This is a genomic window from Polaromonas sp. CG_23.6 (assembly GCF_029892315.1).
GTDB lineage: Bacteria > Pseudomonadota > Gammaproteobacteria > Burkholderiales > Burkholderiaceae_C > Polaromonas.
In genome coordinates this window covers 1676682-1703032 of record NZ_JARXUY010000001.1, presented here as the reverse complement: position 1 = coordinate 1703032, position 26351 = coordinate 1676682, and the positions used below count along the sequence as shown (strand labels likewise).

At 58.2% G+C, this 26351-nt stretch carries 21 protein-coding genes; 15 read left to right on the top strand and 6 right to left on the bottom strand.

Translation table 11 applies throughout. The features are described from left to right. Nucleotides 1-10: 10 nt before the first annotated feature. The 4 genes from H4V98_RS08030 (at nt 11) to H4V98_RS08015 (ending at nt 5098) form a co-directional block, all read left to right on the top strand. Complete coding sequence (locus H4V98_RS08030) at nt 11-790, top strand: M90 family metallopeptidase (RefSeq protein ID WP_196861742.1); 780 nt, start codon at nt 11-13, stop codon at nt 788-790. A 231-nt stretch (nt 791-1021) separates the two neighbouring features. Beyond that, nucleotides 1022-3769: a magnesium-translocating P-type ATPase gene (gene mgtA / locus H4V98_RS08025; protein ID WP_280757418.1), complete on the top strand. Its 2748-nt coding sequence runs from the start codon at nt 1022-1024 to the stop codon at nt 3767-3769. 155 nt (nt 3770-3924) lie between these two features. After that, the gene (locus H4V98_RS08020; protein ID WP_196861740.1) at nt 3925-4482 is read left to right on the top strand and encodes a cytochrome b; all 558 of its coding nucleotides are present in this window, start codon (nt 3925-3927) and stop codon (nt 4480-4482) included. 10 nt (nt 4483-4492) lie between these two features. Next, nucleotides 4493-5098 carry a DUF4337 domain-containing protein gene (locus H4V98_RS08015; protein ID WP_196861739.1) on the top strand — a complete coding sequence of 202 codons (606 nt, stop codon included), beginning with the start codon at nt 4493-4495 and terminating at the stop codon, nt 5096-5098. Between the two features lie 92 nt (nt 5099-5190). On the opposite strand, the gene H4V98_RS08010 is transcribed toward H4V98_RS08015, so the two are convergent. Together H4V98_RS08010 and H4V98_RS08005 are read right to left on the bottom strand one after the other, a co-directional pair. Beyond that, complete coding sequence (locus H4V98_RS08010) at nt 5191-6456, bottom strand: FAD-dependent monooxygenase (RefSeq protein WP_280757417.1); 1266 nt, start codon at nt 6454-6456, stop codon at nt 5191-5193. 70 nt (nt 6457-6526) lie between these two features. After that, a complete protein-coding gene (locus H4V98_RS08005; RefSeq protein WP_280757416.1) occupies nt 6527-9496 on the bottom strand; it encodes an aconitate hydratase in 2970 nt (989 codons plus the stop codon). A 481-nt stretch (nt 9497-9977) separates the two neighbouring features. Between H4V98_RS08005 and H4V98_RS08000 the strand changes: the two genes are divergently transcribed. The 3 genes from H4V98_RS08000 to hflC all read left to right on the top strand — a co-directional run bounded on the left by H4V98_RS08000 (nt 9978) and on the right by hflC (nt 13268). Continuing rightward, nucleotides 9978-10493 carry a pyridoxamine 5'-phosphate oxidase family protein gene (locus tag H4V98_RS08000; RefSeq protein WP_196861736.1) on the top strand — a complete coding sequence of 172 codons (516 nt, stop codon included), beginning with the start codon at nt 9978-9980 and terminating at the stop codon, nt 10491-10493. 481 nt (nt 10494-10974) lie between these two features. Continuing rightward, the gene (gene hflK, locus H4V98_RS07995; protein WP_231374340.1) at nt 10975-12297 is read left to right on the top strand and encodes an FtsH protease activity modulator HflK; all 1323 of its coding nucleotides are present in this window, start codon (nt 10975-10977) and stop codon (nt 12295-12297) included. After that, the gene (gene hflC / locus H4V98_RS07990; RefSeq protein WP_196861735.1) at nt 12294-13268 is read left to right on the top strand and encodes a protease modulator HflC; all 975 of its coding nucleotides are present in this window, start codon (nt 12294-12296) and stop codon (nt 13266-13268) included. The genes hflK and hflC overlap by 4 nt, the downstream gene beginning before the upstream one ends. 123 nt (nt 13269-13391) lie before the next feature. Here hflC and H4V98_RS07985 read toward each other — a convergent pair whose 3' ends face one another. The 4 genes from H4V98_RS07985 to H4V98_RS07970 form a co-directional block, all read right to left on the bottom strand. Next, nucleotides 13392-16007 (bottom strand): bifunctional aconitate hydratase 2/2-methylisocitrate dehydratase, encoded by a 2616-nt coding sequence (locus H4V98_RS07985; RefSeq protein ID WP_196861734.1) that lies wholly within the window; start codon nt 16005-16007, stop codon nt 13392-13394. A gap of 54 nt (nt 16008-16061) precedes the next feature. Further along, nucleotides 16062-16724 (bottom strand): hypothetical protein, encoded by a 663-nt coding sequence (locus tag H4V98_RS07980; protein ID WP_196861733.1) that lies wholly within the window; start codon nt 16722-16724, stop codon nt 16062-16064. Between the two features lie 26 nt (nt 16725-16750). After that, nucleotides 16751-17740, bottom strand: a complete 990-nt coding sequence (locus H4V98_RS07975) for a CoA ester lyase (RefSeq protein WP_196861732.1) — start codon at nt 17738-17740, stop codon at nt 16751-16753. 97 nt (nt 17741-17837) lie between these two features. Next, nucleotides 17838-18824, bottom strand: a complete 987-nt coding sequence (locus H4V98_RS07970) for a malate dehydrogenase (protein ID WP_196861731.1) — start codon at nt 18822-18824, stop codon at nt 17838-17840. Between the two features lie 312 nt (nt 18825-19136). On the opposite strand from H4V98_RS07970, the gene H4V98_RS07965 reads away from it, so the two are divergent. The 8 genes from H4V98_RS07965 (at nt 19137) to H4V98_RS07930 (ending at nt 26347) form a co-directional block, all read left to right on the top strand. Continuing rightward, nucleotides 19137-19904, top strand: coding sequence for a GntR family transcriptional regulator (locus tag H4V98_RS07965; protein ID WP_231374331.1), 768 nt, complete (start codon nt 19137-19139; stop codon nt 19902-19904). Nucleotides 19905-20031: 127 nt separating this feature from the next. Then, nucleotides 20032-20478 carry a succinate dehydrogenase, cytochrome b556 subunit gene (gene sdhC, locus H4V98_RS07960; RefSeq protein ID WP_196861729.1) on the top strand — a complete coding sequence of 149 codons (447 nt, stop codon included), beginning with the start codon at nt 20032-20034 and terminating at the stop codon, nt 20476-20478. Nucleotides 20479-20547: 69 nt separating this feature from the next. After that, entirely contained in the window at nt 20548-20913 is a 366-nt protein-coding gene (gene sdhD / locus H4V98_RS07955) for a succinate dehydrogenase, hydrophobic membrane anchor protein (protein ID WP_196861728.1), read from the top strand. 60 nt (nt 20914-20973) lie between these two features. Beyond that, nucleotides 20974-22770, top strand: a complete 1797-nt coding sequence (sdhA, locus tag H4V98_RS07950) for a succinate dehydrogenase flavoprotein subunit (protein ID WP_196861727.1) — start codon at nt 20974-20976, stop codon at nt 22768-22770. Between the two features lie 20 nt (nt 22771-22790). Continuing rightward, a complete protein-coding gene (locus H4V98_RS07945) occupies nt 22791-23495 on the top strand; it encodes a succinate dehydrogenase iron-sulfur subunit (RefSeq protein ID WP_196861726.1) in 705 nt (234 codons plus the stop codon). 22 nt (nt 23496-23517) lie between these two features. Next, entirely contained in the window at nt 23518-23859 is a 342-nt protein-coding gene (locus H4V98_RS07940; protein ID WP_196861725.1) for a succinate dehydrogenase assembly factor 2, read from the top strand. After that, on the top strand, nt 23846-25156 hold the full coding sequence (gene gltA, locus H4V98_RS07935; RefSeq protein WP_196861724.1) for a citrate synthase: 1311 nt from the start codon (nt 23846-23848) through the stop codon (nt 25154-25156). The genes H4V98_RS07940 and gltA overlap by 14 nt, the downstream gene beginning before the upstream one ends. Nucleotides 25157-25423: 267 nt before the next feature. After that, a complete protein-coding gene (locus H4V98_RS07930; RefSeq protein WP_196861840.1) occupies nt 25424-26347 on the top strand; it encodes a LysR family transcriptional regulator in 924 nt (307 codons plus the stop codon). Nucleotides 26348-26351 lie beyond the last annotated feature (4 nt).

The following is a 26351-nucleotide window of genomic DNA, read 5'->3' as shown; positions in this document are numbered from 1 at the left end:
GACCAGTGCAATGCTGAACTGGCTGAACAGTCTGGCAGGCGCCCTGGGCCTGCCCGGCGCGCGCCCCAAGGAAATTCCCGAAGCACTCTGGCAACGCACGCTGCAGCATTACCCTTTCCTGGCACGGCTTCCCGGTGCCGACCGGCAGTCACTTCGCCTGCTTGTGGGACGGTTCCTGTTGCACAAGGAATTCACCGGCGCACACGACCTGGAAGTGACCGACGACATGGCCGTGGCCATTGCTGCACAGGCCTGTTTGCCGGTGCTGCACCTGGGACTCGACTGGTATGACGATTTCGCTGGCATCGTCGTGCATTCCGGCGCCATGCTGGCGCGGCGCAAGGCCATCGACCCCGCCGGCGTGGTCCACGACTACCGCGAAGCGCTGCTGGGCGAAGCCATGCAGGGCGGTCCGGTCACCCTGAGCTGGCAGGACGTGGCCGCTTCAGGCGATTCGGCCGAGCGCGGCCACAACGTCGTCATCCACGAGTTCATCCACAAGATCGACATGCGGGACGGCGCAGCCGACGGCTGCCCGCCCCTGCCCTCGCGCGCGGCCCACGCCGCCTGGCACGACACGATGCAGGCCGCCTACGAGCGCTTTTGCGAGCAGGTCGCCATGGCCGAGCGCTTTGGCGCGGCGCCGCCCTGGCTCGACGCCTATGGCGCCAGCGCACCGGCGGAATTCTTTGCCGTCGCCTGCGAAGCGTACTTCGTGAACAGCGAACGCTTCACCCAGGACTTTGCTGCCCTGACCGCACTGTTTGACCAATTTTTCAAGAAAAAATAGGCTTTTGCGCAAGCAGATATTGTGTTCATAGCTATAGATTAAATAGCATATTAGATTGGATTGGCACAACCCGACCCGACAGGTCTTGCCAGCCCGTTGGCTCCGTGGATCCGTTCGGCTTGCCCGGTCTGCACGGATTTGTAGGCTTAAGGTTTCTTAAACATTAATCGTGTAGATTCCAGCCACGCCAGCGGGTCATCCGGCAAAACGCCGGCCAAAACAAAAAAATCCATGATCTTTTTCAATCAATTGTTTGGCCACTTTCTCGAATCTCGGCACACCCGCCACCTGTTTAGCCGCCGGGTCATTCTGGAATCGCTGCCCAGGGAAGGCCGTGCCGCTGCCGTTCCTGACCAGCTGAACCAGCAACTGGTGCAAAGGGCCCGGCAAGACCTGCCCGACATACTGGCGCAACTCAATACCCGCAAGGAAGGCCTGAGCATTGCCGAAGCCGACGCCATACGCGCCCGGGTTGGCCCGAACGAGGTGGAACACGAAAAGCCCATGCCTTGGTGGCTGCACCTGTGGCTGAGCTACAAAAACCCGTTCAACCTGTTGCTGACCGTGCTGGCCGTCGTGTCTTATTTCACAGAAGACATCAAGGCGGCCATCGTGATCGGCAGCATGGTGACGCTCTCGACACTGATCCGCTTCATTCAGGAAAGGCGCTCCAACCACGCTGCCCTGGCGTTGAAAGAGCTGGTCAGCAACACCGCGACCGTGATCCGGCGTGTGGAACAAGCCGCTGACACAAGCCATCCACCCGAAAACGTACCGGGCATGCAGCCCGCCGGCCAGATCGAGTTGCACATCAAGCAACTGGTGCCGGGTGACATCGTGCTGTTGTCGGCCGGCGACATGATTCCGGCCGATAGCCGGGTGATGCTGGCCAAGGACCTGTTTGTCAGCCAGTCGGCCATGACCGGCGAATCGCTGCCGGTCGAAAAATTTCCGGATGCCAAGGGTTCAGTGGACAGCGCGTTGCAGATGGCCAATCTGGTGTTCATGGGCACCAACGTCGTGTCGGGATCGGCCACGGTGGTCATTCTGACCACCGGCAACAGCACTTATTTCGGCACGCTGGCCACCCGCGTCACCGCCAACACTTCCGAAGTCAATGCCTTTCAGGTCGGCGTCAACAAGGTCAGCTGGCTGCTGATCCGATTCGCCTTTGTCATGGTGCCCATCGTGCTGCTGATCAACGGCTTTACCAAGGGCAACTGGACCGAAGCGTTTTTGTTTGCGTTGTCGGTGGCAGTCGGCCTGACGCCTGAAATGCTGCCCATGATCGTCACTTCAACACTGGCCAAAGGCGCGGTGATCCTGTCGCGCAAAAAAGTCATCGTCAAGCGGCTGGATGCCATCCAGAACTTTGGCGCCATGAATGTGCTGTGCACCGACAAGACCGGCACGCTCACGCAGGACAAGATTGCGCTGGCCCGCCACACCGATGTGTTTGGCCACGAATCCGAAGAGGTGCTGGGGTTTGCCTACCTCAACAGCTACTACCAGACCGGCCTGAAAAACCTGCTGGACCGCGCCGTGCTGGAGCATGTCGAGGTGCTCACCGACCTGCAGCTGACCGAAAATTACAAAAAGATCGATGAAATCCCCTTTGATTTCCAGCGCCGCCGCATGTCGGTGGTGGTGTCGGAACGCGAGCATCACCATGAGCTGATCTGCAAGGGTGCGGTGGAAGAAGTCGTCGCCGCCTGCACCCATGTGCGCGACGGCGACCAGACAGTGCGGCTCGACGCCGCCATGCTGGCGCGGGTGCACCATGTCACCCGCGACCTGAACGAAGACGGCCTGCGTGTGGTGGCCGTCGCCATGAAGGAAATTCCGCCCGATCAGGTGGCTTACTCGGTGGCTGACGAGTCAGAATTGACCTTGATTGGCTACATCGCTTTTCTTGACCCGCCCAAGGAATCGACGGCGCCCGCCCTCAAGGCGCTGGCCGAGAACGGTATTACCGTGAAGGTGCTGACCGGCGACAACGAGCTGGTGACGGCCGAAGTCTGCCGTCAGGTTGGCCTGGTGGTCGAAGGCATCGTGCTGGGTCCGCAAATTGACACGATGAACGATCAGGCACTGGCCAAAGCGGTCGAGCAGCACACCATTTTTGCCAAGCTCTCGCCGCTGAACAAGGAGCGCATCGTGCGCAGCCTGCGCAGCAACGGCCACGTCGTCGGCTTCATGGGCGACGGCATCAACGACGCGCCGGCGCTGCGTGCCGCCGACATCGGCATTTCGGTCGATACCGCTGTCGATATTGCCAAGGAAGCGGCCGACATCATCCTGCTCGAACGCAGCCTGATGGTGCTCGAAGAAGGCGTGATCGAAGGCCGCAAGACCTTCAGCAACATGCTGAAATACATCCGCATGACAGCCAGCTCAAACTTTGGCAACGTGTTTTCAGTGCTGATCGCGAGTGTGTTTTTGCCATTTTTGCCGATGCTGCCACTGCAGCTGCTGGTGCAAAACCTGTTGTACGACGTGTCGCAAATCGCCATTCCGTTTGACAACGTCGATGCCGAACTGGTCAGCAAGCCCCTGAAATGGAACCCCGACGATATCCGCCGTTTCATGATTTTTTTCGGGCCGATCAGCTCGATTTTCGACATCACCACGTTTGTGGTGATGTGGTACGTGTTCAAGGCCAATTCACTCGACAACCAGACGCTGTTCCAGTCGGGCTGGTTTGTCGTCGGCCTCCTGACGCAAACACTGATCGTGCACATGATCCGCACGCCGAAAATCCCGTTCATTGAAAGCCGCGCGGCCTGGCCCCTGCTGGTCATGACGCTGCTCATCATGGTGGCGGGTATTTTTCTGCCGATGGGACCGCTGGCCAGCTATTTCAAGCTCGAAGCGCTGCCGATGGCCTACTTTGGCTGGCTGGTGGCGATATTGCTGGGCTACGCGGTGCTGACAACGCTGATGAAACGCTATTACATCCGGCGTTTTGGCTGGCAGTAGACAAAGTCGGAAAATTGGCAACGCGTGCAAAGCCGCGCGGCTTAATCTTCCTTTAAGACGGCGGTTTTACGATCCACATACAAATCTGGCGAAAGCTTCATCGGCTTTTATCAACTCATCCAAGCGCCTGATAACCACTCAAAAAAAGAAACTCGATGCGCGCACCCAGCTCTATTCCAGCGATCAGCAGCAAACCCTATGCACCCCTTGCCATATTGCTTCACTGGACGCTGGCCGTCCTGATCATCGGCATGGTTGCGCTGGGCTGGTACATGCTGGAGATTGAAGACGATCCGGGCAGCGCCTGGTTCTTCAACCTGCACAAATCCATTGGCCTGGTGATTGCCGGGCTGGTGCTTTTACGCCTGGTCTGGCGATTGAGTCATCCACCCCGGCCTTTGCCGGCCAGCGTGCCGTCCTGGCAGGTCAACGCATCACGGGCAACACACGGGCTGCTGTACGCCGCCATGATCGCCATGCCGACCTTCGGCATCATCGGGTCATTGCTGAGCAACAAAGGCATCGTGTTTTTCGGCACTGCCCTGCCCCGCGTGTTGGACGCCAACCACGACCTGGCAGAAACGTTCTTCGAGGCGCATTCGTTGACTGCCTGGATTCTGGTGGTGCTGGTGTCGCTGCATGTGCTGGCAGGGCTCAAGCATTTGGTGATTGACAAAGACGGCGTTTTCCAGCGGATGTGGTTTTCACGGTAGGGCAGGCGCTATGGCCATCGATCCACTTGAAACCCTTTCGTCACAGGAAGCGGATGAATCTGCTTTTTCAAAATTCCGCAAGCTGAACCAGTGCGTCGCCATCACGGTGGCGCTGTTGGCCACATTCATGGGCATCTGCAAGGTCAAGGACGACAACATTGTCCAATCCATGCAGCAGGCCCAGGCCAACAAGATTGACCACTGGAATTTCTACCAGGCGCGCAACATACGCGAAGAAGTTGCCAAGGGAACGTTGCTTCAACTGCGGCTCGCAGCGCCGTCTCAGCCTGCCTCTGAACGCGAAAATTACCAGCAAGCGATCGAGCAGTATGCGCAACTGGCCGCGGATCAGGCCAAAAAGAAAGATGCGCTGAAGGCTCAGGCCGAGCAAGACCAGAGGGACTACGACGCCGCCAACTTCCGGGATGACCAGTTTGACCTGGCCGATGCGCTGCTGGCCATTGCGATTTCATTGCTGGCGGTGACGGCGCTGACCCATTTATGGTGGTTGTACTTCGTGGCGCTGGTGCCCACAGGCTTTGGCGTACTGATGGGACTGTCAGGATTGGCGGGCTGGGGCATTCACCCGGATGCGCTGATCCGGCTGCTGTCGTGACCGGAGTTTTCTTTTCAACCCTGTCACCTTTACCCTTAATTGGCTCTACCGCTTTACTGACATTGGTTTATTGCTATCTTTTAAATAGCAAATTACAAAAGTCTGGGCGCGGTACCGTAAAGCCAGGGGATGTCGAGCAGCTTTTCTCCCAGCAGCTTCATTGAAGCATCGCGTGCCCAGCGCAGCGGACCCTGCGCATGGAATATCTGGCCGTTGCGCAATGACCGGGCCTGCACCCGGGCATTGCGCTCCCAGCGGTTTAGTGCGTAGCGCTGCAGCACCGTCGGCACGTCGAAAGCCGGGTCTCGCGCCATAGCCAGTACCGAACCCAGCTCTGCCGCATCTTCAATCGCCATGCCCGCGCCCTGCGCCAGGTAGGGCCGCATCGGGTGCGCTGCATCGCCTAGCAGGGCCACGCGGCCTTGTGCCTGCTGGTACGCGCCAGTTATGGGGGGACGGTCGCTTAGTGGCCAGAGACGCCAGCTGGGTTCAGCCTGGTTGCCGCCATCGGTCACTGCCTGAATCAGGTCCTGCAACAGCTTGGCGGTTTGACCCATGGCTTGCTGCAGGTCGGCCCCGTTGGCATGGTGGTCCCAGCTTTGCAGGTCGCCCGCAATCTGCCCCTGCACGATGACGACCACGTTCAGCCATTCACCGCTGCGAACCGGGTAATGCACCACATGCAGGCGCGGACCCAGCCAGACGGTGACCTGCTGGCTGCGCAGCCGCTCAGGCAGCCTGGCTTGCGACAGCATGGCGCGGTAAGCCAGGTGACCGGTGACACGCGGTGGCGCATCGTTCAGCATCTGCTGGCGCAGGCGGCTCCAGAGCCCGTCGGCGCCAATCAGCGCATCGCCTTCAACTTCCAGCAATGGCGCAGCTTGCACAGGATGCAGGCCAGGGGTGGCCACCGTTGCAGGCTGCATCTGCAGGGTGACATCACGTCCACTGTCGGCATAACCCATCACGGAACTGTTCAGCTTGAGCCACACCTGATCCCGTGCCTGCACGGCCTGCAGAAGCAGCGCATGCAGGTCGGAGCGGTGAAGCGTCAGATAAGGCGCGCCGTATTTTTCCAGCGCCCGCTGGCCCAGCGGCATCGTGCCCAGTTCCTGACATGAAAGGGCGTCACGCACCACAAGGCGCTGGGGAAAGGCCGCCACCCGCTCCAGTGCGTCCTGCAGGCCCCAGCCATGCAGCAGCCTGACCACGTTCGGTCCCAGCTGGACCCCCGCGCCAACTTCGCTGAAGCCTAGAGCGCGCTCGTACAGCCGCACATCCCAACCCGCGCGCGAAGCGGCCAATGCCGCTGCCAGCCCGCCAATACCGCCGCCGGCAATCAAGGCCTGACGCGTCATGCGCGGCACGCTGCGCAGGTCATGACTTCAGCACCAGCCTTGTGTCTGCGCAAAAAATCAGCGCCTACCTTCATTGCGCGAGCAGCTGCCGCAGCACGTAAGGCAGGATGCCTCCATTGCGGTAGTAGTCCACCTCGATCGGCGTGTCAACGCGCAAGATCACCGTGACTTCCTGGTGCGAGCCATCGGCGCGGGTGATGCGCAGCTTGGCTTCGCTTTGCGGCTTCAGTTCAGGGTGCGGAATCACCTCGACGGTTTCAGAACCGACGAGCTTGAGCGACTCCCACGACTCGCCCGGCAAAAACTGCAGCGGCAATACACCCATGCCGACCAGGTTGCTGCGGTGAATGCGCTCGAAACTGCGCGCCACCACCGCCTTGATGCCCAGCAGCTGCGTGCCCTTGGCGGCCCAGTCGCGTGACGAGCCGGTGCCGTATTCCTCGCCGGCAAAAATCACCGTCGGCGTGTTTTCTGCCATGTACTTCATGGCGGCATCGTAAATCGGCATTTTCTCGATCGCGCTGTCCGGCGTGTTGTGCCCTGCGTAGAACAGCGTGACGCCGCCCTCCTCGCGCGAACCGTCCCTGTCGGCCGGAATCATCAGGTTCTTGATGCGCACGTTGGCAAAGGTGCCGCGCATCATCACGTCGTGGTTGCCACGGCGCGAACCGTAGCTGTTGAAGTCGGCCTTTTGCACACCGTTGGCTTGCAACCACTGTCCGGCGGGCGAGCTGCCCTTGATCGAGCCGGCTGGCGAAATGTGGTCGGTGGTGATCGAGTCACCAAACAGCGCCATGATGCGCGCACCCTTTACGGAAAACTCATTGTTTTGGCCTGTAGCGCCCGCTCCATCTGCGGAAGGCGCTTTCATTTCCATAGCAAAATCGTTAAAAAACGGCGGCTCTGCAATGTAAGTGCTGTCCGGCCAGGTGTAGGCGTTGCCGGTCACGCCATGAATACCCGCCCAGAGCTCACCGGGCTCGGTCTTGACCTTGGCGTAATTTGCGCGGAAAGCTTCGCCGTTCATGGCGAACTTCATCAGCGCATGAATCTCGTCACTGGACGGCCACACGTCGCGCAGGAACACCTCCTTGCCGTCCGTGCCCTTGCCCAGCGACTCGGTGGTCAGGTCGCGCAATACCGATCCGGCCAGCGCGTAAGCGACGACCAGTGGCGGGCTTGCCAGGAAGTTGGCCTTGATGTTCGGGTGAATGCGTGCCTCGAAATTGCGGTTGCCTGACAGCACGGCAGCGCAGACCAGGTCACTGTCGTTGATGGCCTCGTTCAGCTCGGCCGTCAGGTCGCCCGAGTTGCCGATGCAGGTCGTGCAACCGTAGCCGACCAGGTCAAACCCGAGCTGCTCCAGGTAAGGCATCAGTCCCGTTTCCGTCAGGTACTCGGTCACGATGCGCGAGCCGGGCGCCAGCGAGGTCTTGATATGCGGCTGTACGCGCAGACCCGCCTCGACCGCTTTCTTGGCCAAGAGTCCGGCGGCCAGCAGCACGCTGGGGTTGGACGTGTTGGTGCAGCTGGTGATGGCGGCAATCAGCACGTCGCCATTGCCCACGGTCAGGCCTTTTGAGTCTGCCCGCGCCGCTGGCGTGTCATTGCTGGATGCCTGGCCGCGGTCCCCATGCGCAATCGCCAGTGTCGGACGGTTAGCCTCCATTTCGACCACCGAGCGCTGGGCACCCATGGGCGTGGGTGGCGCACCCGGAAGCGTCTTGGCTCGCTCCGTGTCGGGGGGGCACACCAGGTGACGCGTATTGAGCGTGCTGGCGGGCTGGTTGAAACCATTTTCAGCATTCGACTTGCTGTAAAGCGAGCGGAACTGGTTGGCAACGTTGCCCAGTTCGATGCGGTCCTGCGGCCGTTTCGGGCCGGCCAGGCTGGGCGTGACGTCATCGAGGTTCAGCTTGACGACCTGCGAATAGTCGATGTCACCGGCGGCGGCCACGCCAAACAGGCCTTGCGCCTTGAAGTAAGCCTCGAAAGTTTCGATTTCCTCTTCGGTGCGGCCGGTACCCCGGAAGTAGTCGATGGTCTTTTCATCCACCGGGAAAAAGCCCATGGTGGCGCCGTATTCAGGCGCCATGTTGCCAATGGTGGCGCGGTCAGGCAAGGCCAGAGAGCGCGTGCCTTCGCCAAAGAATTCGACAAACTTGCCGACCACCTTTTCACGGCGCAGGGTTTCGGTCACGCGCAACACCAGGTCGGTGGCGGTCACGCCCTCGCGCAGCTTGCCGGTCAGCTCCATGCCGACCACGTCGGGCGTCAGCAAATACACCGGCTGGCCGAGCATGGCGGCTTCGGCCTCAATGCCGCCCACGCCCCAGCCGACCACGCCAATGCCGTTGATCATGGTGGTGTGGCTGTCGGTGCCAACCAGGGTGTCGGGGTAATACACGTCATCTTTTGTCTTGTGCACGCCGCGCGCCAGGAATTCGAGGTTGACCTGGTGCACGATGCCAAAGCCCGGCGGCACGACGCCAAAGGTGTCAAACGCCTGCATGCCCCATTTCATGAATTCGTAACGTTCGCGGTTGCGCTGGAATTCAAGCCTCATGTTCAGGTCGATGGCGTCCTTGGTACCAAAGTAATCGACCATGATCGAATGGTCGACCACCAGATCGACCGGCACCAGGGGCTCGATGGCTTTCGGGTCCTTGCCCAGCTTGACGGCAACACTGCGCATCGCGGCCAGGTCGGCCAGGAGCGGCACGCCGGTAAAGTCCTGCAGCACCACACGCGAGACGACAAACGGAATTTCTTCACTTCTGTCGGCCTGTGGCTGCCAATTGGCGAGTTGCTCGACATGCTCGGCCGTGACCTTCTTGCCGTCGCAGTTGCGCAGCACCGACTCCAGCACGATGCGCACCGACACCGGCAAACGCTTGACGCTGGGGTAGTGTTCAGCCAGAGCCGGCAGGGAGTGGAACTTTCCCGCCTTCCCAGAAGCAGTCTCAAAGCTCTGCAAGGTGGAGGCAAAGGCATGTGCAGCGTTTGAGGCAGGGATAGCGTGGGTGGGCGTATGGGCCATGGCAGTCTCCTTTGGGGTAAATCATCAAGTCACATTCTGGCAGGCAGCGGGCCAACCTGGAACAAAAATGCCAAACGACCCGTTGCAGCGCAAGCGCTTTAGGGTCGGCGGCTTTGACAGCGGTCAGATGACGTTGAAGTGATCCGAAATACACCAGGCCGCCGGCTTGCCTGGCAAAGTGTTGCCAGGCGCTGTACTGAACCCGTTCGATTGACACGTCAGCGTGATCGCGTAGCCACTAAGCCTCCAAGCTGAAAATATTTTTTAATAGCAGAAAATACACGATAGGCAAGCGCAAAAGCCTGTTCTCGTTGAAAAACAGCCGAATTCGACACAGCGTTGGCAACAGGCTGAAATCCACTGATCTCTTACACCTGGCTTATCGGCAAGTACCGACAGCCAGGCAAGCCAGCGGCTGATTCGTGTTTGGCATTCACTGGCCTAAATTGAATGCGCAACTCAACCACTTCACGGAGATTTCATGAGCACCACGTCAACCACCACGACAACAGAGCATCAAAAACTTTGGGATTTGATCAAGGACATCAAGTTCGGCATGTTCGTCCACCGCCACGCAAACGGCATGATGCACAGCCAGCCGTTGACGACACAAAACAAAAACATGGATGAAGGGAACCGCTTGTACTTCTTCGTTTCCCGCAGCGGCGAAATTGCTGAACATATTGCTCAGGACGACAACGTCAACGTGTCCTATGCCGACACCGGCGAAGACAGCTATGTTTCCGTGTCTGGCAAGGCGCTGATCGTAGAAGACATGGGCAAAAAAGAAACGCTGTGGACGCCGATGGCCAAGGCCTGGTTCCCGGGCGGCCCAACCGATCCAGACGTCGCGCTGCTGGAAGTCCTGATCGGCCATGCCGAATACTGGGATGTGAAGGAAAGCAAGATGGTCCAGCTGGTGCGCATGGCCAAGGCGGCTGTCACCGGCGAGCCACCGAAAAATTTTGGCGAGCACAAAGAGCTCAACCTGTCCTGAACGCTTACTTCACCGAGCCCCTGATTACGTCAACAAACCCGGGGCTCCAATAAATCCGGCAGTCATGCGCAAAAACCAGGCTTGTGCGCTGCATGCTTGAGCTTGAAAATCAAATTTTCCACGTCATACGTCGATTGACCTGATTGATCAGCGCATGAAAGCAAGGCCGTTGGCGGTTTGATTCAGCTGTGCTTTTACTACCTTCGCGTCACAGTTGAGCATGTCGCGAGCGGCGCGCATGTCTGTCCAGCCAAAAAGGCTTTATGTTGCCGAGCCTGGTGGCAAACAACGCAGCGTTCCTGTCCAGGAAGGCAATCAGCTGTTTTCAACGGGCTGATCAGCCAGTCGAAAATCAACATGCGTTGAACGGCTTTTCAGGGCCAAACGGACTGCTGGGGTACCTGCACTTACAATAAAGTACAAACCATCACCTCGCTTACAGACGTAAAAGTGTCGAGCAAGCTGGATTTTTCCATGGGTGATGGACAACACAGACCGCTTGCCCCAGACCGGCAACAAGGTCATCACCCCGACGCTGCGCCTGACGCACGCGCTCAAATCCCCGCAATCCGCTCGGCCAGGAACTGCCGACTCCCGTGACAGGCGCCAGGCGCTGGACGGGTCGCTGACAGCGCCATCGCATCAACAAGAATGCGGCGCCGTTCAAGATTCTCTTTACCTCTCGAGATGGGCCACGGCCATGCCGTGCGGCATCTCACGCATTCCTGAAAGGAAAACCATGCCCACTTATGACCCCGAAGATGTTGTCGCCGCCTTGCGAAAACGTGCCGCCGGGCTCGGCGGCAGATCGATTCGCATGATTGCCGCCGGGGTATTGCTTTTGTTCTTTTTCGCCACGAGCTGGTTCACGGTGCAACCCGAGGAAACCGGGATCGTCCAGCGTTTTGGCGCAGTGGACCGAACGGTCGGTCCCGGACTGCATTTCAAGTTCCCCAGCGGGATCGAGAAAGTCCGGATGGTGCCTACAGCCCGCGTGCTGAAAGAGGAGTTTGGCTTCGTCACGACCGATGCCGGCGGTCCAGGTGGTGCGCGAACCCAGTATGCCGCCAACAACAACCCTTACAAGGAAGTGTCGCTGATGTTGAGCGGCGACCTCAACGTGATCGATGTGCAGTGGATTGTCCAGTACCGGATTGAAGACCCGACCAGCTACCTTTTCGAGGTGCGGGAATCGCGACAGACGATACGGGACACAGCCGAGGCCGTCATGCGGCGGGTGGTTGGCAACCGTTTGGGCAGCGATGTACTGACTGTCGGCCGGGTCGGTATTTCCCTAAAGGTCAAAGAGGAGATGCAAAAAATCCTTACGGCCTATGGCACGGGAGTCCAGCTGGTGACGGTGGAGCTTCAAGATGTGACGCCGCCAGACAGCGTCAAGCCCGCGTTCAACGAAGTCAATGAGGCGCGCCAGGACAAAGAGCGAACCATCAATCAGGCGCAGGAACAAGCCAATCGCGAGATTCCCAAGGCGCGTGGAGAGGCGGTCCAGACGGTCACCGAAGCCGAAGGCTACGCCGTCGAGCGGGTCAACCGCGCCGAGGGCGAAGCAACGCGTTTCAAGGCCATTCTTGCCGATTACAAGAAGTCGCCTGAAGTCACCCGCAGCCGGCTTTATCTGGAAGCCATGGGCAGCATCCTGCCGGACGCGAAAGCCGTGTATATCGTCGATAGCGAGCAGCGTGCCATGCTGCCGCTGATTAGCATGGATGGGGGCCAGTTACCTGTGCCCACAAGCGGCGCAAGCAGGCTGCCAGAAGCCATCAAAGGAGCAAAACTGCCATGAAGAAATCAATCACCATCGGATTGGGGGCCTTGGTTCTGACGGCCATCATCGCCTTCTCGGGAACCTTTTATACCCTGGAAGAGGGCAAGCAGGCAGTGATCGTCCAGTTCGGGCGGCCTGTCGGAAAACCCGTCACCGAAGCCGGGCTGCACATCAAGATCCCCTTCATCCAGGACGTTCGACTTTTTGAAAAGCGCCTGTTGATCTGGGACGGTGCACCCAACCAGATTCCCACCAAAGGGCGAGAGTTCATCTGGATAGACACAACGGCACGCTGGCGCATTGCCGATGCCACGACCTTCCTCGAAAGCGTTGCCACAGAGACAGGCGCTCGCTCCCGCCTGGACGACATCATCGATTCAGTGGTGCGCGATCAGGTGTCGGGCAGCGAACTGGTGGAACTGGTCCGCAGCGCCTCATGGGAAGCGCCCGCTGGACAGGCGGTCGAAGAAGCACCGGCAGAGGTGCAGGAGCAGCTGAAACAGCAGGTCTCGCGTGGACGCGAGGAGATCACACGAACCATCCTGATGGAAGCCCGAAAAATCATGCCGCAGTATGGAATAGAGCTGGTGGATGTGCGCATCAAGCGCCTTGACTATGTGGAAAGCGTGCGTGAAAGAGTCTATTCACGGATGATCTCGGAACGCAAGCGCATTGCCGCGCAGTTCCGCTCGGAAGGTGAAGGTCAGAGCGCCGAGATTCTCGGTACCATGGGCAAAGAACTGAGTGAAATCCGGTCCAGCGCCTATCGCAAGGTCCAGGAAATCCGGGGCAAGGCGGATGCCGAGGCCGCCCGCGTCTATGGCGAGGCCTACAACGCCGATCCCGAGTTTTACGCGTTCTCCCGCACCCTGGAAGCCTACAAGGAAGGGCAAAACAAGAATTCCGTGATGATCATGACCACTGACAGCGACTATTACCGCTACCTGAAGCAGTCCGGAATGCCGGGCAATACCCGGTCGACGCGCTGAGTGTGTGCCTCAGGCGGGGTAGCCTGAACCGGACTTTGTTCTGATGTGCTCGGACCACAGACATAAAAAAGCCCCGTCACCTTCGTGACGGGGCTTTTTTTCGGCTGCCTGGCCCTGAAGGGCTTATGCCGGCACGCCATCCTTCACCGTATCTGCCATGTCGGTGTAGTCCTTGACCCGGTCAAAGTTCAGGTACTGGTACACCTGGGCGCTTGACGCTGTCAATACCTGCATGTCGGCCATGTACTCGGCCCGGGTCGGTATGCGGCCCAGCTTGGAGCAGATAGCGGCCAGTTCGGCGGAACCCAGGTAGACGTTGGAATTTTTGCCCAGACGGTTCGGAAAGTTGCGTGTCGAGGTCGAAAACACGGTAGCGCCCTCCTTCACCTGCGCCTGGTTGCCCATGCACAGCGAGCAGCCGGGCATTTCCATGCGCGCGCCAGCAGAACCCAGCACGCCGTAATGGCCTTCTTCGCTCAGTTGCTTGGCGTCCATCTTGGTCGGTGGCGCCATCCACAGCTTGACAGGAATGTCACGCTTGCCTTCGAGCAGCTTGGACGCGGCGCGGAAATGGCCGATGTTGGTCATGCAGCTGCCAATGAACACTTCGTCGATGACGCTGCCGGCGACATCAGCCAGGGTTTTTACATCGTCCGGATCGTTCGGGCAAGCCACGATGGGCTCGTGGATGTCAGCCAGGTCAATCTCGATAATGGCGGCGTATTCTGCGTCGTCATCGCCCTTGAGCAATTGCGGGTCGGCCAGCCAGGCTTCCATCGCGGTAATGCGGCGCTTGATGGTGCGCACATCCGAATAACCGGTGGCAATCATCCACTTCAGCATGGTGATGTTGCTGGTGATGTACTCAATGATCGGTTCCTTGTTCAGGTGCACCGTGCAGCCGCCGGCAGACCGCTCGGCCGACGCATCGCTCAATTCAAACGCCTGCTCGACCTTCAGGTTTGGCAACCCTTCGATTTCCAGGATGCGGCCCGAGAAAATGTTGACCTTGCCCTGCTTGGCCACGGTCAGCAAGCCGGCCTTGATGGCGTACAGCGGAATGGCGTTGACCAGATCACGAAGCGTGATGCCGGGCTGCATCTCGCCCTTGAAGCGCACCAGCACCGACTCGGGCATGTCCAGCGGCATGACGCCGGTAGCCGCGCCGAAAGCCACGAGGCCGGAGCCGGCCGGAAAGCTGATGCCGATGGGGAAACGCGTGTGGCTGTCGCCGCCGGTGCCGACGGTGTCGGGCAGCAGCATGCGGTTAAGCCAGCTGTGGATAATGCCGTCGCCCGGACGCAGCGGAATGCCGCCCCGGTCGCTCATGAAGTCAGGCAGTTCGTGGTGCATCTTCACATCGACCGGCTTGGGGTAGGCGGCGGTGTGGCAAAACGACTGCATGACCAGGTCAGCCGAGAAACCGAGGCAGGCCAGGTCTTTCAACTCATCGCGGGTCATCGGGCCGGTGGTGTCCTGCGAGCCGACCGAGGTCATCTTGGGTTCGCAATAGGTTCCGGGACGAACGCCCTGGCCTTCCGGCAAGCCGACCGCGCGGCCGACCATCTTTTGCGCCAGCGTGAAGCCACGCTCGGTGGCTTCAGGGTCTTGCGGCAAGCGGAACAGCGTTGACACAGGCAAGCCCAACGCGGCGCGGGCTTTGGCTGTCAGGCCACGACCGACGATCAGCGGAATGCGGCCGCCAGCGCGCACCTCGTCAAACAACACGTCGCTTTTGAGCTTGAATTCGGCGATCACTTCGCCGTTTTTCAGTGCTTTACCTTCGTAGGGGCGCAGTTCGACCACGTCGCCCATGTTCATTTGCGACACATCAAGTTCGATTGGCAATGCGCCCGAGTCTTCCATGGTGTTGTAGAAAATCGGGGCAATCTTGCTGCCCAGGCAGACGCCGCCAAAACGCTTGTTCGGCACAAAGGGAATGTCTTCGCCGGTGAACCACAACACCGAGTTGGTGGCGGACTTGCGCGAAGAACCGGTGCCGACCACGTCGCCCACATAGGCCACGAGATTGCCTTTGGCCTTGAGTTCCTCAATGAACTTGACCGGACCGCGCTTGCCGTCTTCTTCTGGCGTGACGCCGGGACGGGCATTCTTGTGCATGGCCAGTGCATGCAATGGAATGTCGGGGCGGCTCCAGGCGTCGGGTGCGGGCGACAGATCGTCGGTATTGATTTCGCCAGCGACCTTGAACACAGTCAGCTGGATCGATTCAGGCACTTCAGGGCGGCTGGTGAACCATTCGGCATCGGCCCAGCTTTGCAGCACAGCCTTGGCGAAGTGGTTGCCTTTTTCGGCCTTTTCCTGCACGTCATGAAACTGGTCGAACATCAACAAGGTATTTTTCAGGCCGCTGGCCGCTTGCGCTGCAACGCTGTCATCGGCGTCATCAAGCAGCGCAATCATGGGGCTGATGTTGTAGCCACCCAGCATGGTGCCCAGCAGTTGCGTGGCTTTTTCACGCGAAAGCAGTGAAGATTTTTCAGTGCCGTGCGCCACGGCAGCCAGGTAGCTGGCCTTGACCTTGGCGGCGGCATCGACGCCAGCCGGTACGCGGTGGGTGATCAGGTTGAGCAGAAAAACGTCCTCGCCTACGGGCGGGTTCTTCAGCAGTTCTATGACCTCGCCGGTTTGCTGGGCAGTCAAAGGCAACGGTGGAATACCCAAAACAGCACGTTCGGCAACATGGTTGCGGTAGGTTGGCAGAAACTCGGATGACATGGCTACCCTCAGATTGAAGTTATAAGAAATCGTGGCGACGAGAAGAAAAACGCTTTACTGGGCCGGGACCGGATTGGCCACCACTGGAGGCGCATCCAGAATACTGGCGGGCGGATGCAATTTAAGGTTCTGCGCCACGATCATTTGCTCAGGACTGACGCATTCGTCCGCCAGACGAATGCCCTGCTTTTGGCTCATCAGCATCGATTTATTGGCAAGTTGCAGCCAGACAGCGCCGGCATTCTGGTCTTCCAGACGAATGGCACCGGTGGAAGTGGCCACTGGAAACATGCGGTAACTGAAGTTCTTGCCTTGCATGTCGAAGTAACCGGGATTCTTGGCGTCGGCGGTCAGCGTGACCGAAGCGCCCAGTTCGCACGGCATCTTGCCCACTTGCACTCGTTCGGCAATTGCCAGTTCAGTTGGTGTCATGGCGGCCTCGGCAGCCTGGATTCCGGCCGCCACGTTGACGGCAGCACTCTTGAGGCTGGTACGGCTGGCAGAAACCTTCGGCTTCTTTTCAGCCTTCTTTTTAACCGCTGGCTTGTCGGCCTTGGCTGCTGCAGTTTTGCTGGCCGCAGGCTTGGTAGCGCTTGTCTTGCCGGGCGCCGCCTTGTCAGACGTCTTGTCAGTCTCTGCCTGTGCCATAGGCGCAGCGGCCAGAAGGAAAGCAGCAGCCAAAGCGGCGGCGAGGGTGGCGAAGGGTTGGGTTTTCATACGATTCCTCGTCATTGGGTTGGCGCTCATCCAGGAGCATCCGTAAAATAAGTTTGAGCGTCAGGCGGCAGGGTGCGGCCCGTCTGGTGGGCTCGCTCCAGCACCTGCCAAAAATAGCGATAACTCGCCCTGTCATGCAATTTACCATCAAAACTAATGGGAGCCCAATCCACAAGGGCAGCAGCAGCTATTATTTTTGTAGCATTTCCAATTTCATCCTCACTTGGGGCAAAAGCCGCCAAAATGAAGCGTATCTGATTTGGATGAATGCTCCACATTCGGGTGTAGCCCAGTTCACGCGAGGCTCGCCGCGCGGCGAGCGTCATGGCCGTGGCATCGTTGAATTCCGTCACCACGCAATGTGAAGGCACCTTGCCATAAGCATGACAGGCGGAAGCGATTTCAAGTTTGGCGCGCACGACCAGCGGATGGGTGAACTGGCCCTGGCTGTCCATGCCATCGGCAGGAATCGCGCCACCATGGCTGGAGACAAAGTCCATCAGGCCAAAGCTGAGCGACTGGACGCGGGGGTGTGCGGCAATGTCAAAGGCATTGCGAACGGCAAGGGGGGACTCGATCAGCACATGCAGGGGTAAATTCCCGGCCGATGCAGCCAGCAGCGCTTGCTCGGCCTTGATCACGTCATCGATGGATTCCACCTTGGGAACCATGATGTGTGAGAGCTGGTTGCCAAGTTTTCCGGCAATAACGGCCATGTCAGAGTCAAAAGCCGGGTGGCCAACTGCATGCACCCTAACGGCGACGCGGGCCTTGTCGCCAGCCAATGCGGCGAGCGACACCACCATGGCGGCATGGTCGGCTTCACCGCCGACCGGCGCGCCATCTTCACAGTCCAGTGTCACGTCGAACACGCAGGCGCCGAACTCCTCGATCATTTCTGCCTGCAACTGCAAGCTTTTGCGCATCCGCGCTTCCACACCGCTGTAATGGTCGCAAACGGGCAAAAAAGCCGCTGCGGCCTGAGCGCCGAGGAGAACTTCGCGCGGATGTGTCATTGAATAAACTTGGTTCTGGGGACGATGACCAATGGCTCGGGAGTTGGGTGGGCATCGCAACGATATTGACAACGCCCCCCGATTTTCCGGCTGGCTATTACAGAAGGTGTGCGACGCCGGCTTGTTCGCCCTGCAACTCTTCCAGCGTCTTGTTGATGCGTTCCTGGCTGAATGCATCAATTTCCAGGCCCTCAACAATCTTGTATTCACCGTTTTCGCAGGTCACGGGGAAACCGAACATCGTGTCCTTTGGAATACCGTATTGGCCATCGGATGGAATACCCATCGTGACCCACTTGCCATTGGTGCCGAGCGCCCAGTCCCGCATGTGGTCAATGGCGGCGTTGGCAGCCGATGCAGCCGATGAGGAACCGCGCGCTTCAATGATGGCAGCGCCGCGCTTGCCAACGGTCGGCAGGAAGGTATTGGCGTTCCATTCCTGGTCATTGACCATCTGGGCGACGCTTTCACCGTTGATGGTGGCAAATCGGTAGTCGGCGTACATGGTGGGCGAGTGGTTGCCCCAGACCGTCAATTTTTCGATGTCGGCCACGGCCTTGCCGGTCTTGGCAGCGATCTGGCTGGCAGCGCGGTTGTGGTCCAGGCGCAGCATGGCGGTGAAGTTCTTTCGTGGCAGGTCAGGCGCGCTCTTCATGGCGATATAGGCATTGGTGTTGGCGGGGTTGCCAACCACCAGCACACGCACGTCGCGGCTGGCAACGTCATTGAGTGCCTTGCCCTGTGCCGTGAAAATCGCGCCATTGACAGCCAACAGCTCGGCACGCTCCATGCCAGGGCCGCGCGGACGCGAGCCGACCAGCAAGGCGTAATCGGCATCCTTGAAGGCGGTCATCGGGTCGCTGTGGGCAGTCATCTCAACCAGCAGCGGGAACGCGCAATCGTCGATTTCCATCATCACGCCCTTAAGCGCTTTTTGCGGGCCTTCTACTGGCACTTCAAGCAATTGCAAAATCACCGGCTGGTCCTTGCCAAGCATTTCGCCCGAGGCAATGCGAAACAGCAGCGCATAACCGATTTGACCGGCAGCACCGGTAACTGCAACACGTACGGGTTTTTTGCTCATGACTGACAACTCCAAGGAAGGTTAAAAAATGATTGGACAGAAAATGACACAGGGTTTGCGTCGCAAATTCAAGCTTTGCCGGACCATGAGAGCAGCGTCTTTTCTAACAAAATCAACAAACAAGGTCCGTACGATGCACAACCCGGGATTTTACGCTTGAAAATCGCGTCAGGTCAACTTGTCTTATGTCTTATATAAGATATGATCAAGGCATATTTTCATGTCCGGCTCAGGCGCTGCGCCCCATGATCACAGGTCGCTGCGCAAATTTGCTGTATGACAAATACCAATTCTTCAATACCCGATACCTCAATGGCAGCTGCCGAGCAGGAGACCGTCGCGCCTGCGGGACAGACCCCGGCATTCAGCCCGCTGTACCAGCAGATAAAGGTACTGATCCTCAAAGGACTGCAAGCGGCTGAATGGAAGCCTGGCGCACTGATTCCAAGCGAGATGGAACTCGCTGCGCGCTTTCGCGTCAGTCAGGGAACCGTTCGAAAAGCCATTGACGAACTTGCCGCAGAAAACCTGGTGATCCGTCGCCAGGGCAAGGGAACCTTCGTTGCCACCCACGCCGAGCAGCAGGTGCAATACCGTTTCCTTCGGCTGATGCCGGACAACGGTGACACCAGCAGCGAAGGCCCGGCGGAACGCCAGATAGTTGACTGCAAGCGGATTCGGGCCACGGCTGACATCGCCCGCCCTTTGGCACTGCGAACCGGCGACGCCGTGCTTCAGTTGCGCCGGGTGCTGTCATTCCAGGGGACGCCCACGATTGTCGAGGACGTCTGGCTGCCGGGCGGCCCTTTCAAAGGTCTGACTGCCAGCCGCCTGGCGGTCTACGGCGGGCCCATGTATGCGTTATTCGAAACCGAGTTTGGCGTCCATATGGTCCGTGCCGAAGAAAAAATCCGTGCCATCGCAGCCGATACGGTGGCGGCAAGGCTGCTGGATGTGAAGCAGGGCGAACCGCTATTGAGCGTCGAACGCATTGCTTACACCTACAACGACATCCCGATGGAGTTGCGCCGGGGCCTGTACCGAACCGACACCCATCACTATAAAAATGTGCTCAGCTAGCAGCATTGCCCCAAAAAGGCAACGCTTTGCAAATAAATTTGCTGCATTGCAATAGAATTAAAATGATCGACGGACAGTCATGATCCGCTGAGTTACCAACCGGTTACCACCACGAAAGCCCATAAAAATGACAGAGCTGGCATCTACACCACGCCCCAAGCGGCCAGAGTTCCGCAACATCAATGCCTTTACTGACCTGCCAAGCTACCGACTGCCGCTGGCCGGAATTGTTTCGATCCTGCACCGTGTTAGCGGAGCCATTATGTTTCTGCTGATGCCTTTCATCATCTGGATGTTTGATACGTCGATTTCTTCAGACATCTCTTTTGACCGCTTCAAATCCACCTTCAATGCGGGCATGCTTGGTTTGCCAGGCGTGCTCTGGAAACTGGTGGCCCTGGCACTGATCTGGGCTTACCTGCACCATTTCCTGGCGGGTATCCGGCATTTGTGGATGGACAGCAGCCATGAAGCCGTCAGCAAGACTTTTGGCAAGCAATCAGCCGCCTTCACGCTGATCGTCAGCATTGGCCTCACGCTGGTGCTGGGTGCCAAGCTGTTCGGACTCTACTAAAAAGTGCGCGGGCTGGTTGCTGCGCTAGCAGAGCCAGCGTTGCCTCCATTCTGATCAAGGAAAAAAATCATGTCTGTCAATTACGGCTCAAAGCGCATCGTTGTCGGCGCTCATTACGGCACCCGCGACTGGCTGAGCCAACGCATCACTGCGGCTCTCATGGCCATTTTCACCCTGCTGCTGCTGGGGCAAGTCATTTTCAGCAAGGGACCTATGGGCTATGACCAGTGGGCCGGGATCTTTTCCCCCCAATGGATGAAGGTTCTTACCTTTGCGGTCATCATTGCCATGCTTCAGCATGTATGGGTAGGCATGCGCGACATCTGGATGGATTACATCAAACCGGTAGGCCTGCGCTTGCTGCTGCAGGTGTTCACCATCTTCTGGCTGATCGCCTGCGCAGGCTGGGGTATCCAGGTGCTGTGGCGCCTTTGATCCGCAGCCTTTCCCCAAGGTCAACGCTGGCATTTTCCAGCTTCCAAGATTTATAAGAATATGACTGCTACCTCCCAACTTCCCAAGCGTAAATTTGATGTTGTCATTGTCGGTGCCGGCGGCTCCGGCATGCGCGCTTCACTGCAACTGGCACGTGCTGGCTTGAACGTTGCCGTGCTGTCAAAAGTGTTCCCAACCCGTTCGCACACTGTGGCGGCGCAAGGCGGCATTGGCGCCTCGCTGGGCAACATGTCCGAAGACAACTGGCACTACCATTTTTACGACACCGTCAAGGGTGGCGACTGGCTGGGCGACCAGGATGCGATTGAATACATGTGCCGCGAAGCACCGAAGGTTGTCTATGACCTGGAGCACATGGGCATGCCGTTTGACCGCAATCCCGACGGAACGATTTATCAGCGTCCGTTCGGTGGCCACACCGCCAACTACGGCGAAAAGCCGGTTCAGCGCGCCTGCGCTGCCGCCGACCGCACTGGTCACGCCATGCTGCACACGCTATACCAGCAAAATGTCAAGGAAAAAACCAGCTTTTTTGTTGAATGGCTGGCAATGGACCTGATCCGCGATGCCGAGGGTGATGTCGTAGGCGTTACCGCCATCGAGATGGAAACCGGTGACGTGCATATTTTTGAAGCCAAGACCACGCTGCTTGCCACCGGCGGCGCTGGCCGAATTTTTGCAGCTTCCACCAACGCGTTTATCAATACTGGGGACGGTCTGGGCATGGCCGCACGCGCTGGCATTCCACTGGAAGATATGGAATTCTGGCAGTTCCATCCGACAGGCGTGCACGGTGCCGGTGTGCTGCTCACCGAAGGCTGCCGTGGTGAAGGCGCCATTTTGCGCAACAGCAACGGCGAGCGTTTCATGGAACGTTATGCGCCAGCCTACAAGGACTTGGCGCCGCGTGATTACGTGTCTCGCTGCATGGACCAGGAAATCAAGGAAGGCCGAGGTTGCGGCCCCAACAAAGACTACATCAACCTGGACATGACCCACCTGGGCGTAGAGACCATCATGAAGCGTCTGCCTTCGGTGTTCGAGATTGGCCACAACTTTGCCAACGTCGACATCACCAAGGAACCAATTCCGGTCGTGCCGACCATCCATTACCAGATGGGCGGCATCCCGACCAATATCCATGGTCAAGTCGTCACGCAGAACGCCGAGAACAAGAGCGTGGTGGTCAACGGCCTGTACGCTGTTGGCGAGTGCGCTTGCGCAAGCGTACACGGTGCCAATCGCCTGGGAACAAATTCATTGCTCGATTTGCTGGTCTTCGGCCGTGCTGCTGGCAACCACATCGTTGAATTCAACCAGGCCAATGCCGAGCACAAGCCCTTGCCTGCTGATGCTGCAGACAAAACCATGGCCCGCATTGAACGCCTGGACAATGCAACCACTGGCGAATACGCGCAGGACGTCGCCAACGACATCCGTGCAGCCATGCAGCAGCATGCCGGCGTGTTCCGAACCCAGGCCGTCATGGATGAAGGTGTGGCCAAAATTGCGGAACTGCGCAAGCGCGTCAATGCAATCGGCCTGAAAGACAAGTCCAAGATTTTCAATACCGCGCGCATTGAAGCACTGGAAGTCGAGAACCTGATCGAAGCCGCTGAAGCCACCATCATTTCTGCTGCAGCGCGCCACGAAAGCCGCGGCGCCCACTCCGTAGACGACTACGGAGACACACCGGCACATCCGAACGGCCGCAATGACACCGACTGGCACAAACACACTCTTTGGTACAGCGAAGACAACCGCTTGGCGTATAAGCCGGTGCAAATGAAACCCTTGACGGTTGAATCCATACCTTTGACAGTTCGCTCCTTCTAAAAATACAAGCAGGAATTCCCATGACCAAACGTACTTTTCAAATTTACCGCTACGACCCTGATACCGACGCCAAACCTTATATGCAGACCATCGAGGTCGAATTGGACGGCAGCGAGCGCATGCTGCTCGATGCGTTGATGAAGCTCAAGGCGCAGGACCCCACTATTTCCTTTCGCCGCTCCTGTCGCGAAGGTGTTTGCGGCTCTGATGCCATGAACATCAATGGCAAGAACGGCTTGGCCTGCCTGACCAACATGCTCACGCTGAAGGGCACCATCGTGCTCAAGCCGTTGCCTGGCTTGCCGGTAGTGCGCGACCTGTTTGTTGACATGACACAATTCTTCAAGCAGTACAACTCGATCAAGCCTTACCTCATCAATAACAACGTGCCGCCACAGACCGAGCGCCTGCAAAGCCCGGAAGAGCGCGACGAACTCAATGGCCTGTACGAATGTATTTTGTGCGCCAGTTGCTCCACGGCATGCCCCAGCTTTTGGTGGAATCCTGACAAGTTCGTAGGTCCGGCCGGCTTGTTGCAAGCTTATCGTTTCCTGGCCGACAGCCGTGATGAAGCTACCGCTGAACGGCTGGACAACCTTGAAGACCCATACCGCCTGTTCCGCTGCCACACCATCATGAATTGCGTTGATGTTTGCCCCAAAGGCCTTAATCCGGCCAAAGCCATCGGCAAGATCAAGGAAATGATGATTTTGCGCACGGTCTGACATTGAGTTGAATTACAGGCCGATGGAAATGACCGACGATCTGCTCGATGAGCGAAGCTTGAGCAAGCTGCGGTGGCGCTGCCGCCGGGGCCTGCTGGAGAACGACCTGCTGATTGAAAAATTCTTTCAGACTTTCGAAGTCACGCTCAATGTCAGGCAGGCTAAAGGCTTGAATGATCTAATGGATTTGTCTGACAACGACTTGCTTGACCTGTTGCTCAGACGTAAGGAGCCTGAGCAACTTTCAGAGGCACTTGCCAAGGCAAGTGCCTCCACTCCCGAAGCACTTGAAGTTATAAGCATGCTGCGGCCCCCTAACTCCTCCTCTGACAAGAGAGAAAGAAACGAACATGAAGTTAGCTGACAACAAAGCCACCCTGTCCTTCAGCAACGGCAGCCCCAACGTGGACCTGCCGGTTTACCAAGGTACCGTAGGTCCGGACGTTGTGGACATCCGCAAGCTGTATGCCCAGACCGGCATGTTCACCTATGACCCGGGCTTCCTGTCAACGGCTGCTTGCCAGTCGGGCATTACCTATATTGATGGTGACAAGGGTGAATTGTTGTACCGTGGTTACCCCATCGAACAGCTAGCGACCAATTGCGACTATTTGGAAACCTGCCATCTGTTGCTTTACGGCGAACTGCCGGATGCTGCACAGAAAAAGGTTTTTGTCGGCCGCGTGACCAACCACACCATGGTCAACGAGCAGATGCAGTTCTTCCTGCGGGGATTTCGTCGAGACGCACATCCAATGGCCATCATGACCGGCCTGGTTGGCGCGCTGTCTGCGTTCTACCATGACAGCACCGACATCACCAATCCGGAGCACCGCGACATTGCCGCGATTCGCCTGATTGCCAAGATGCCGACACTGGTGTCCATGGCGTACAAGTACACCGTTGGCCAGCCCTACATGTACCCGCGCAACGACCTGAGCTACGCCGGCAATTTCCTGCACATGATGTTTGCCACACCGTGCGAAGAGTACAAGGTCAACCCTGTGCTTGAGCGCGCGCTGGACCGCATCTTCATCCTGCATGCGGACCACGAACAAAACGCATCGACCTCCACGGTTCGCCTGTGCGGATCGTCGGGTACCAACCCGTTCGCGGCCATTGCCGCCGGCGTCGCCTGCCTTTGGGGGCCAGCGCACGGCGGTGCCAACGAAGCAGCGCTGAACATGCTGGGCGACATCCAGAAGAACGGCGGCGTCGAGAATATCGGCGAATTCATCAAACAGGTCAAGGACAAGAACTCTGGCGTCAAGCTCATGGGATTTGGCCACCGCGTCTACAAGAACTATGACCCGCGCGCCAAGCTGATGCAGGAAACCTGCAAGGAAGTGCTGCAGGAAATGGGTCTTGAAAACGATCCGTTGTTCAAGTTGGCCATGGCGTTGGAAAAAATTGCGCTGGAAGACGACTACTTTGTTTCCCGCAAGCTCTACCCCAACGTGGACTTCTACTCGGGTATCGTGCAGCGCGCCATCGGCATTCCCGTGCCGCTGTTCACCGCCGTTTTTGCACTGGCCCGCAATGTCGGCTGGATGGCCCAGTTGAACGAAATGATCGGCGATCCCGAGTACAAGATCGGCCGTCCACGTCAGCTCTTCGTTGGTTCCACGACGCGTGAAGTCAAGCCGATGGCACAGCGTTAATAACGGTTGTTAGTCAGGTTTTAGCAAAAGCCCGCCGAGGGTCACCTCGGCGGGCTTTTTTATAAAAAAATCTCTATTTTGATAGCAGACTATTCTTTACTGGTATGCGGTTACTGCCTGAATCATCATATTTTCAAGCTGTCCGACAGATTTTTAAAAAATCTCAGGTCGATAGGCTCCCCATCTTCAAAAGCGATGACAAAACCAATATCCTTGTAGCAAAATCGATATCCATCGCGATATGCGATGGAACCTATTTCCATGTCCATCAAAAGCTCTGAACGCAATTTTGCCCGCCGCATTGACCTGACCTCGCTTCAGCTCTTTGTTGCCGTGTGTGAGCTGGGCAGCATTGGCAAGGCAGCGGAACGTGAATTCATTGCTGCTTCTGCGGTTAGCAAACGACTGAGCGACCTTGAAGCCCTGCTGAGCACGCCGCTGCTCTACCGCCACACGCGGGGCGTCGACCTGACGCCGGCGGGGGAAAGTTTGTTGCACCATGCGCGCTCGGTGCTGTTCAGCCTGGAAAAAATGCAGGGTGAACTGAGTGAATATGCCGACGGCGTTCGCGGCCATGTGCGAGTCCATGCCAGCATCTCGGCCATCGTGCAATTCCTTCCCGAAGACCTGGGCGATTTCATACGCCATCACGCTGAAATCAAGATCGACCTTGAAGAGCACCTGAGCACGGAAGTAATCCGGGCGGTTCAGGAAGGCGCAGCTGATTTGGGCGTGTGCAATACCGCCAATGGCCTTGGAGCGTTGCAGGCGCGGCCCTACCGCCACGACAAGCTGGTGCTGATCGTTCCCAAGGGGCATGCGCTGCTGGCGCAAAAAGCGCTCCATTTCGAAGCGGCGCTGGACCATGACCAGGTTGGGCTGCATTCGAACAGTTCGATTTACCTGGCGATGCGCCAGGCAGCGGCGGCACTCGGCCGCACCATCAAGCTGCGCATCCATGTCACTGGCCTGGATGCAATGTGCCGCATGATCCACAACGGCTTGGGCGTCGGCGTGATGCCGCAGCGCGCCTTTGAACTGATGCATGGCGTGGGCGAACTGGAGTCCATAACCTTGCTGGACGACTGGGCAAACCGCCGGATCGAACTGGTGGCGCGAGATTTTTCAACCCTGCCGCTAACTGCTCGTTTGTTGGTCGACCACCTTTCGAGCCAAGCGTCCTGCCCCTAAAATC

Coding starts and splice junctions, on each gene's coding strand:
- H4V98_RS07980 (WP_196861733.1), bottom strand. CDS start 16,724: ATGAAAACCCAACCCTTCGCCACCCTCGCCGCCGCTTTGGCTGCTGCT.
- H4V98_RS07975 (WP_196861732.1), bottom strand. CDS start 17,740: ATGACACATCCGCGCGAAGTTCTCCTCGGCGCTCAGGCCGCAGCGGCT.
- mgtA (WP_280757418.1), top strand. CDS start 1,022: ATGATCTTTTTCAATCAATTGTTTGGCCACTTTCTCGAATCTCGGCAC.
- hflC (WP_196861735.1), top strand. CDS start 12,294: ATGAAGAAATCAATCACCATCGGATTGGGGGCCTTGGTTCTGACGGCC.
- H4V98_RS08010 (WP_280757417.1), bottom strand. CDS start 6,456: ATGACGCGTCAGGCCTTGATTGCCGGCGGCGGTATTGGCGGGCTGGCA.
- H4V98_RS08005 (WP_280757416.1), bottom strand. CDS start 9,496: ATGGCCCATACGCCCACCCACGCTATCCCTGCCTCAAACGCTGCACAT.
- hflK (WP_231374340.1), top strand. CDS start 10,975: ATGGACAACACAGACCGCTTGCCCCAGACCGGCAACAAGGTCATCACC.
- H4V98_RS08015 (WP_196861739.1), top strand. CDS start 4,493: ATGGCCATCGATCCACTTGAAACCCTTTCGTCACAGGAAGCGGATGAA.
- sdhC (WP_196861729.1), top strand. CDS start 20,032: ATGACAGAGCTGGCATCTACACCACGCCCCAAGCGGCCAGAGTTCCGC.
- H4V98_RS08020 (WP_196861740.1), top strand. CDS start 3,925: ATGCGCGCACCCAGCTCTATTCCAGCGATCAGCAGCAAACCCTATGCA.
- H4V98_RS07970 (WP_196861731.1), bottom strand. CDS start 18,824: ATGAGCAAAAAACCCGTACGTGTTGCAGTTACCGGTGCTGCCGGTCAA.
- H4V98_RS07965 (WP_231374331.1), top strand. CDS start 19,137: ATGGCAGCTGCCGAGCAGGAGACCGTCGCGCCTGCGGGACAGACCCCG.
- gltA (WP_196861724.1), top strand. CDS start 23,846: ATGAAGTTAGCTGACAACAAAGCCACCCTGTCCTTCAGCAACGGCAGC.
- H4V98_RS07985 (WP_196861734.1), bottom strand. CDS start 16,007: ATGTCATCCGAGTTTCTGCCAACCTACCGCAACCATGTTGCCGAACGT.
- H4V98_RS08000 (WP_196861736.1), top strand. CDS start 9,978: ATGAGCACCACGTCAACCACCACGACAACAGAGCATCAAAAACTTTGG.
- sdhD (WP_196861728.1), top strand. CDS start 20,548: ATGTCTGTCAATTACGGCTCAAAGCGCATCGTTGTCGGCGCTCATTAC.
- H4V98_RS07945 (WP_196861726.1), top strand. CDS start 22,791: ATGACCAAACGTACTTTTCAAATTTACCGCTACGACCCTGATACCGAC.
- H4V98_RS07940 (WP_196861725.1), top strand. CDS start 23,518: ATGGAAATGACCGACGATCTGCTCGATGAGCGAAGCTTGAGCAAGCTG.
- sdhA (WP_196861727.1), top strand. CDS start 20,974: ATGACTGCTACCTCCCAACTTCCCAAGCGTAAATTTGATGTTGTCATT.
- H4V98_RS08030 (WP_196861742.1), top strand. CDS start 11: ATGCTGAACTGGCTGAACAGTCTGGCAGGCGCCCTGGGCCTGCCCGGC.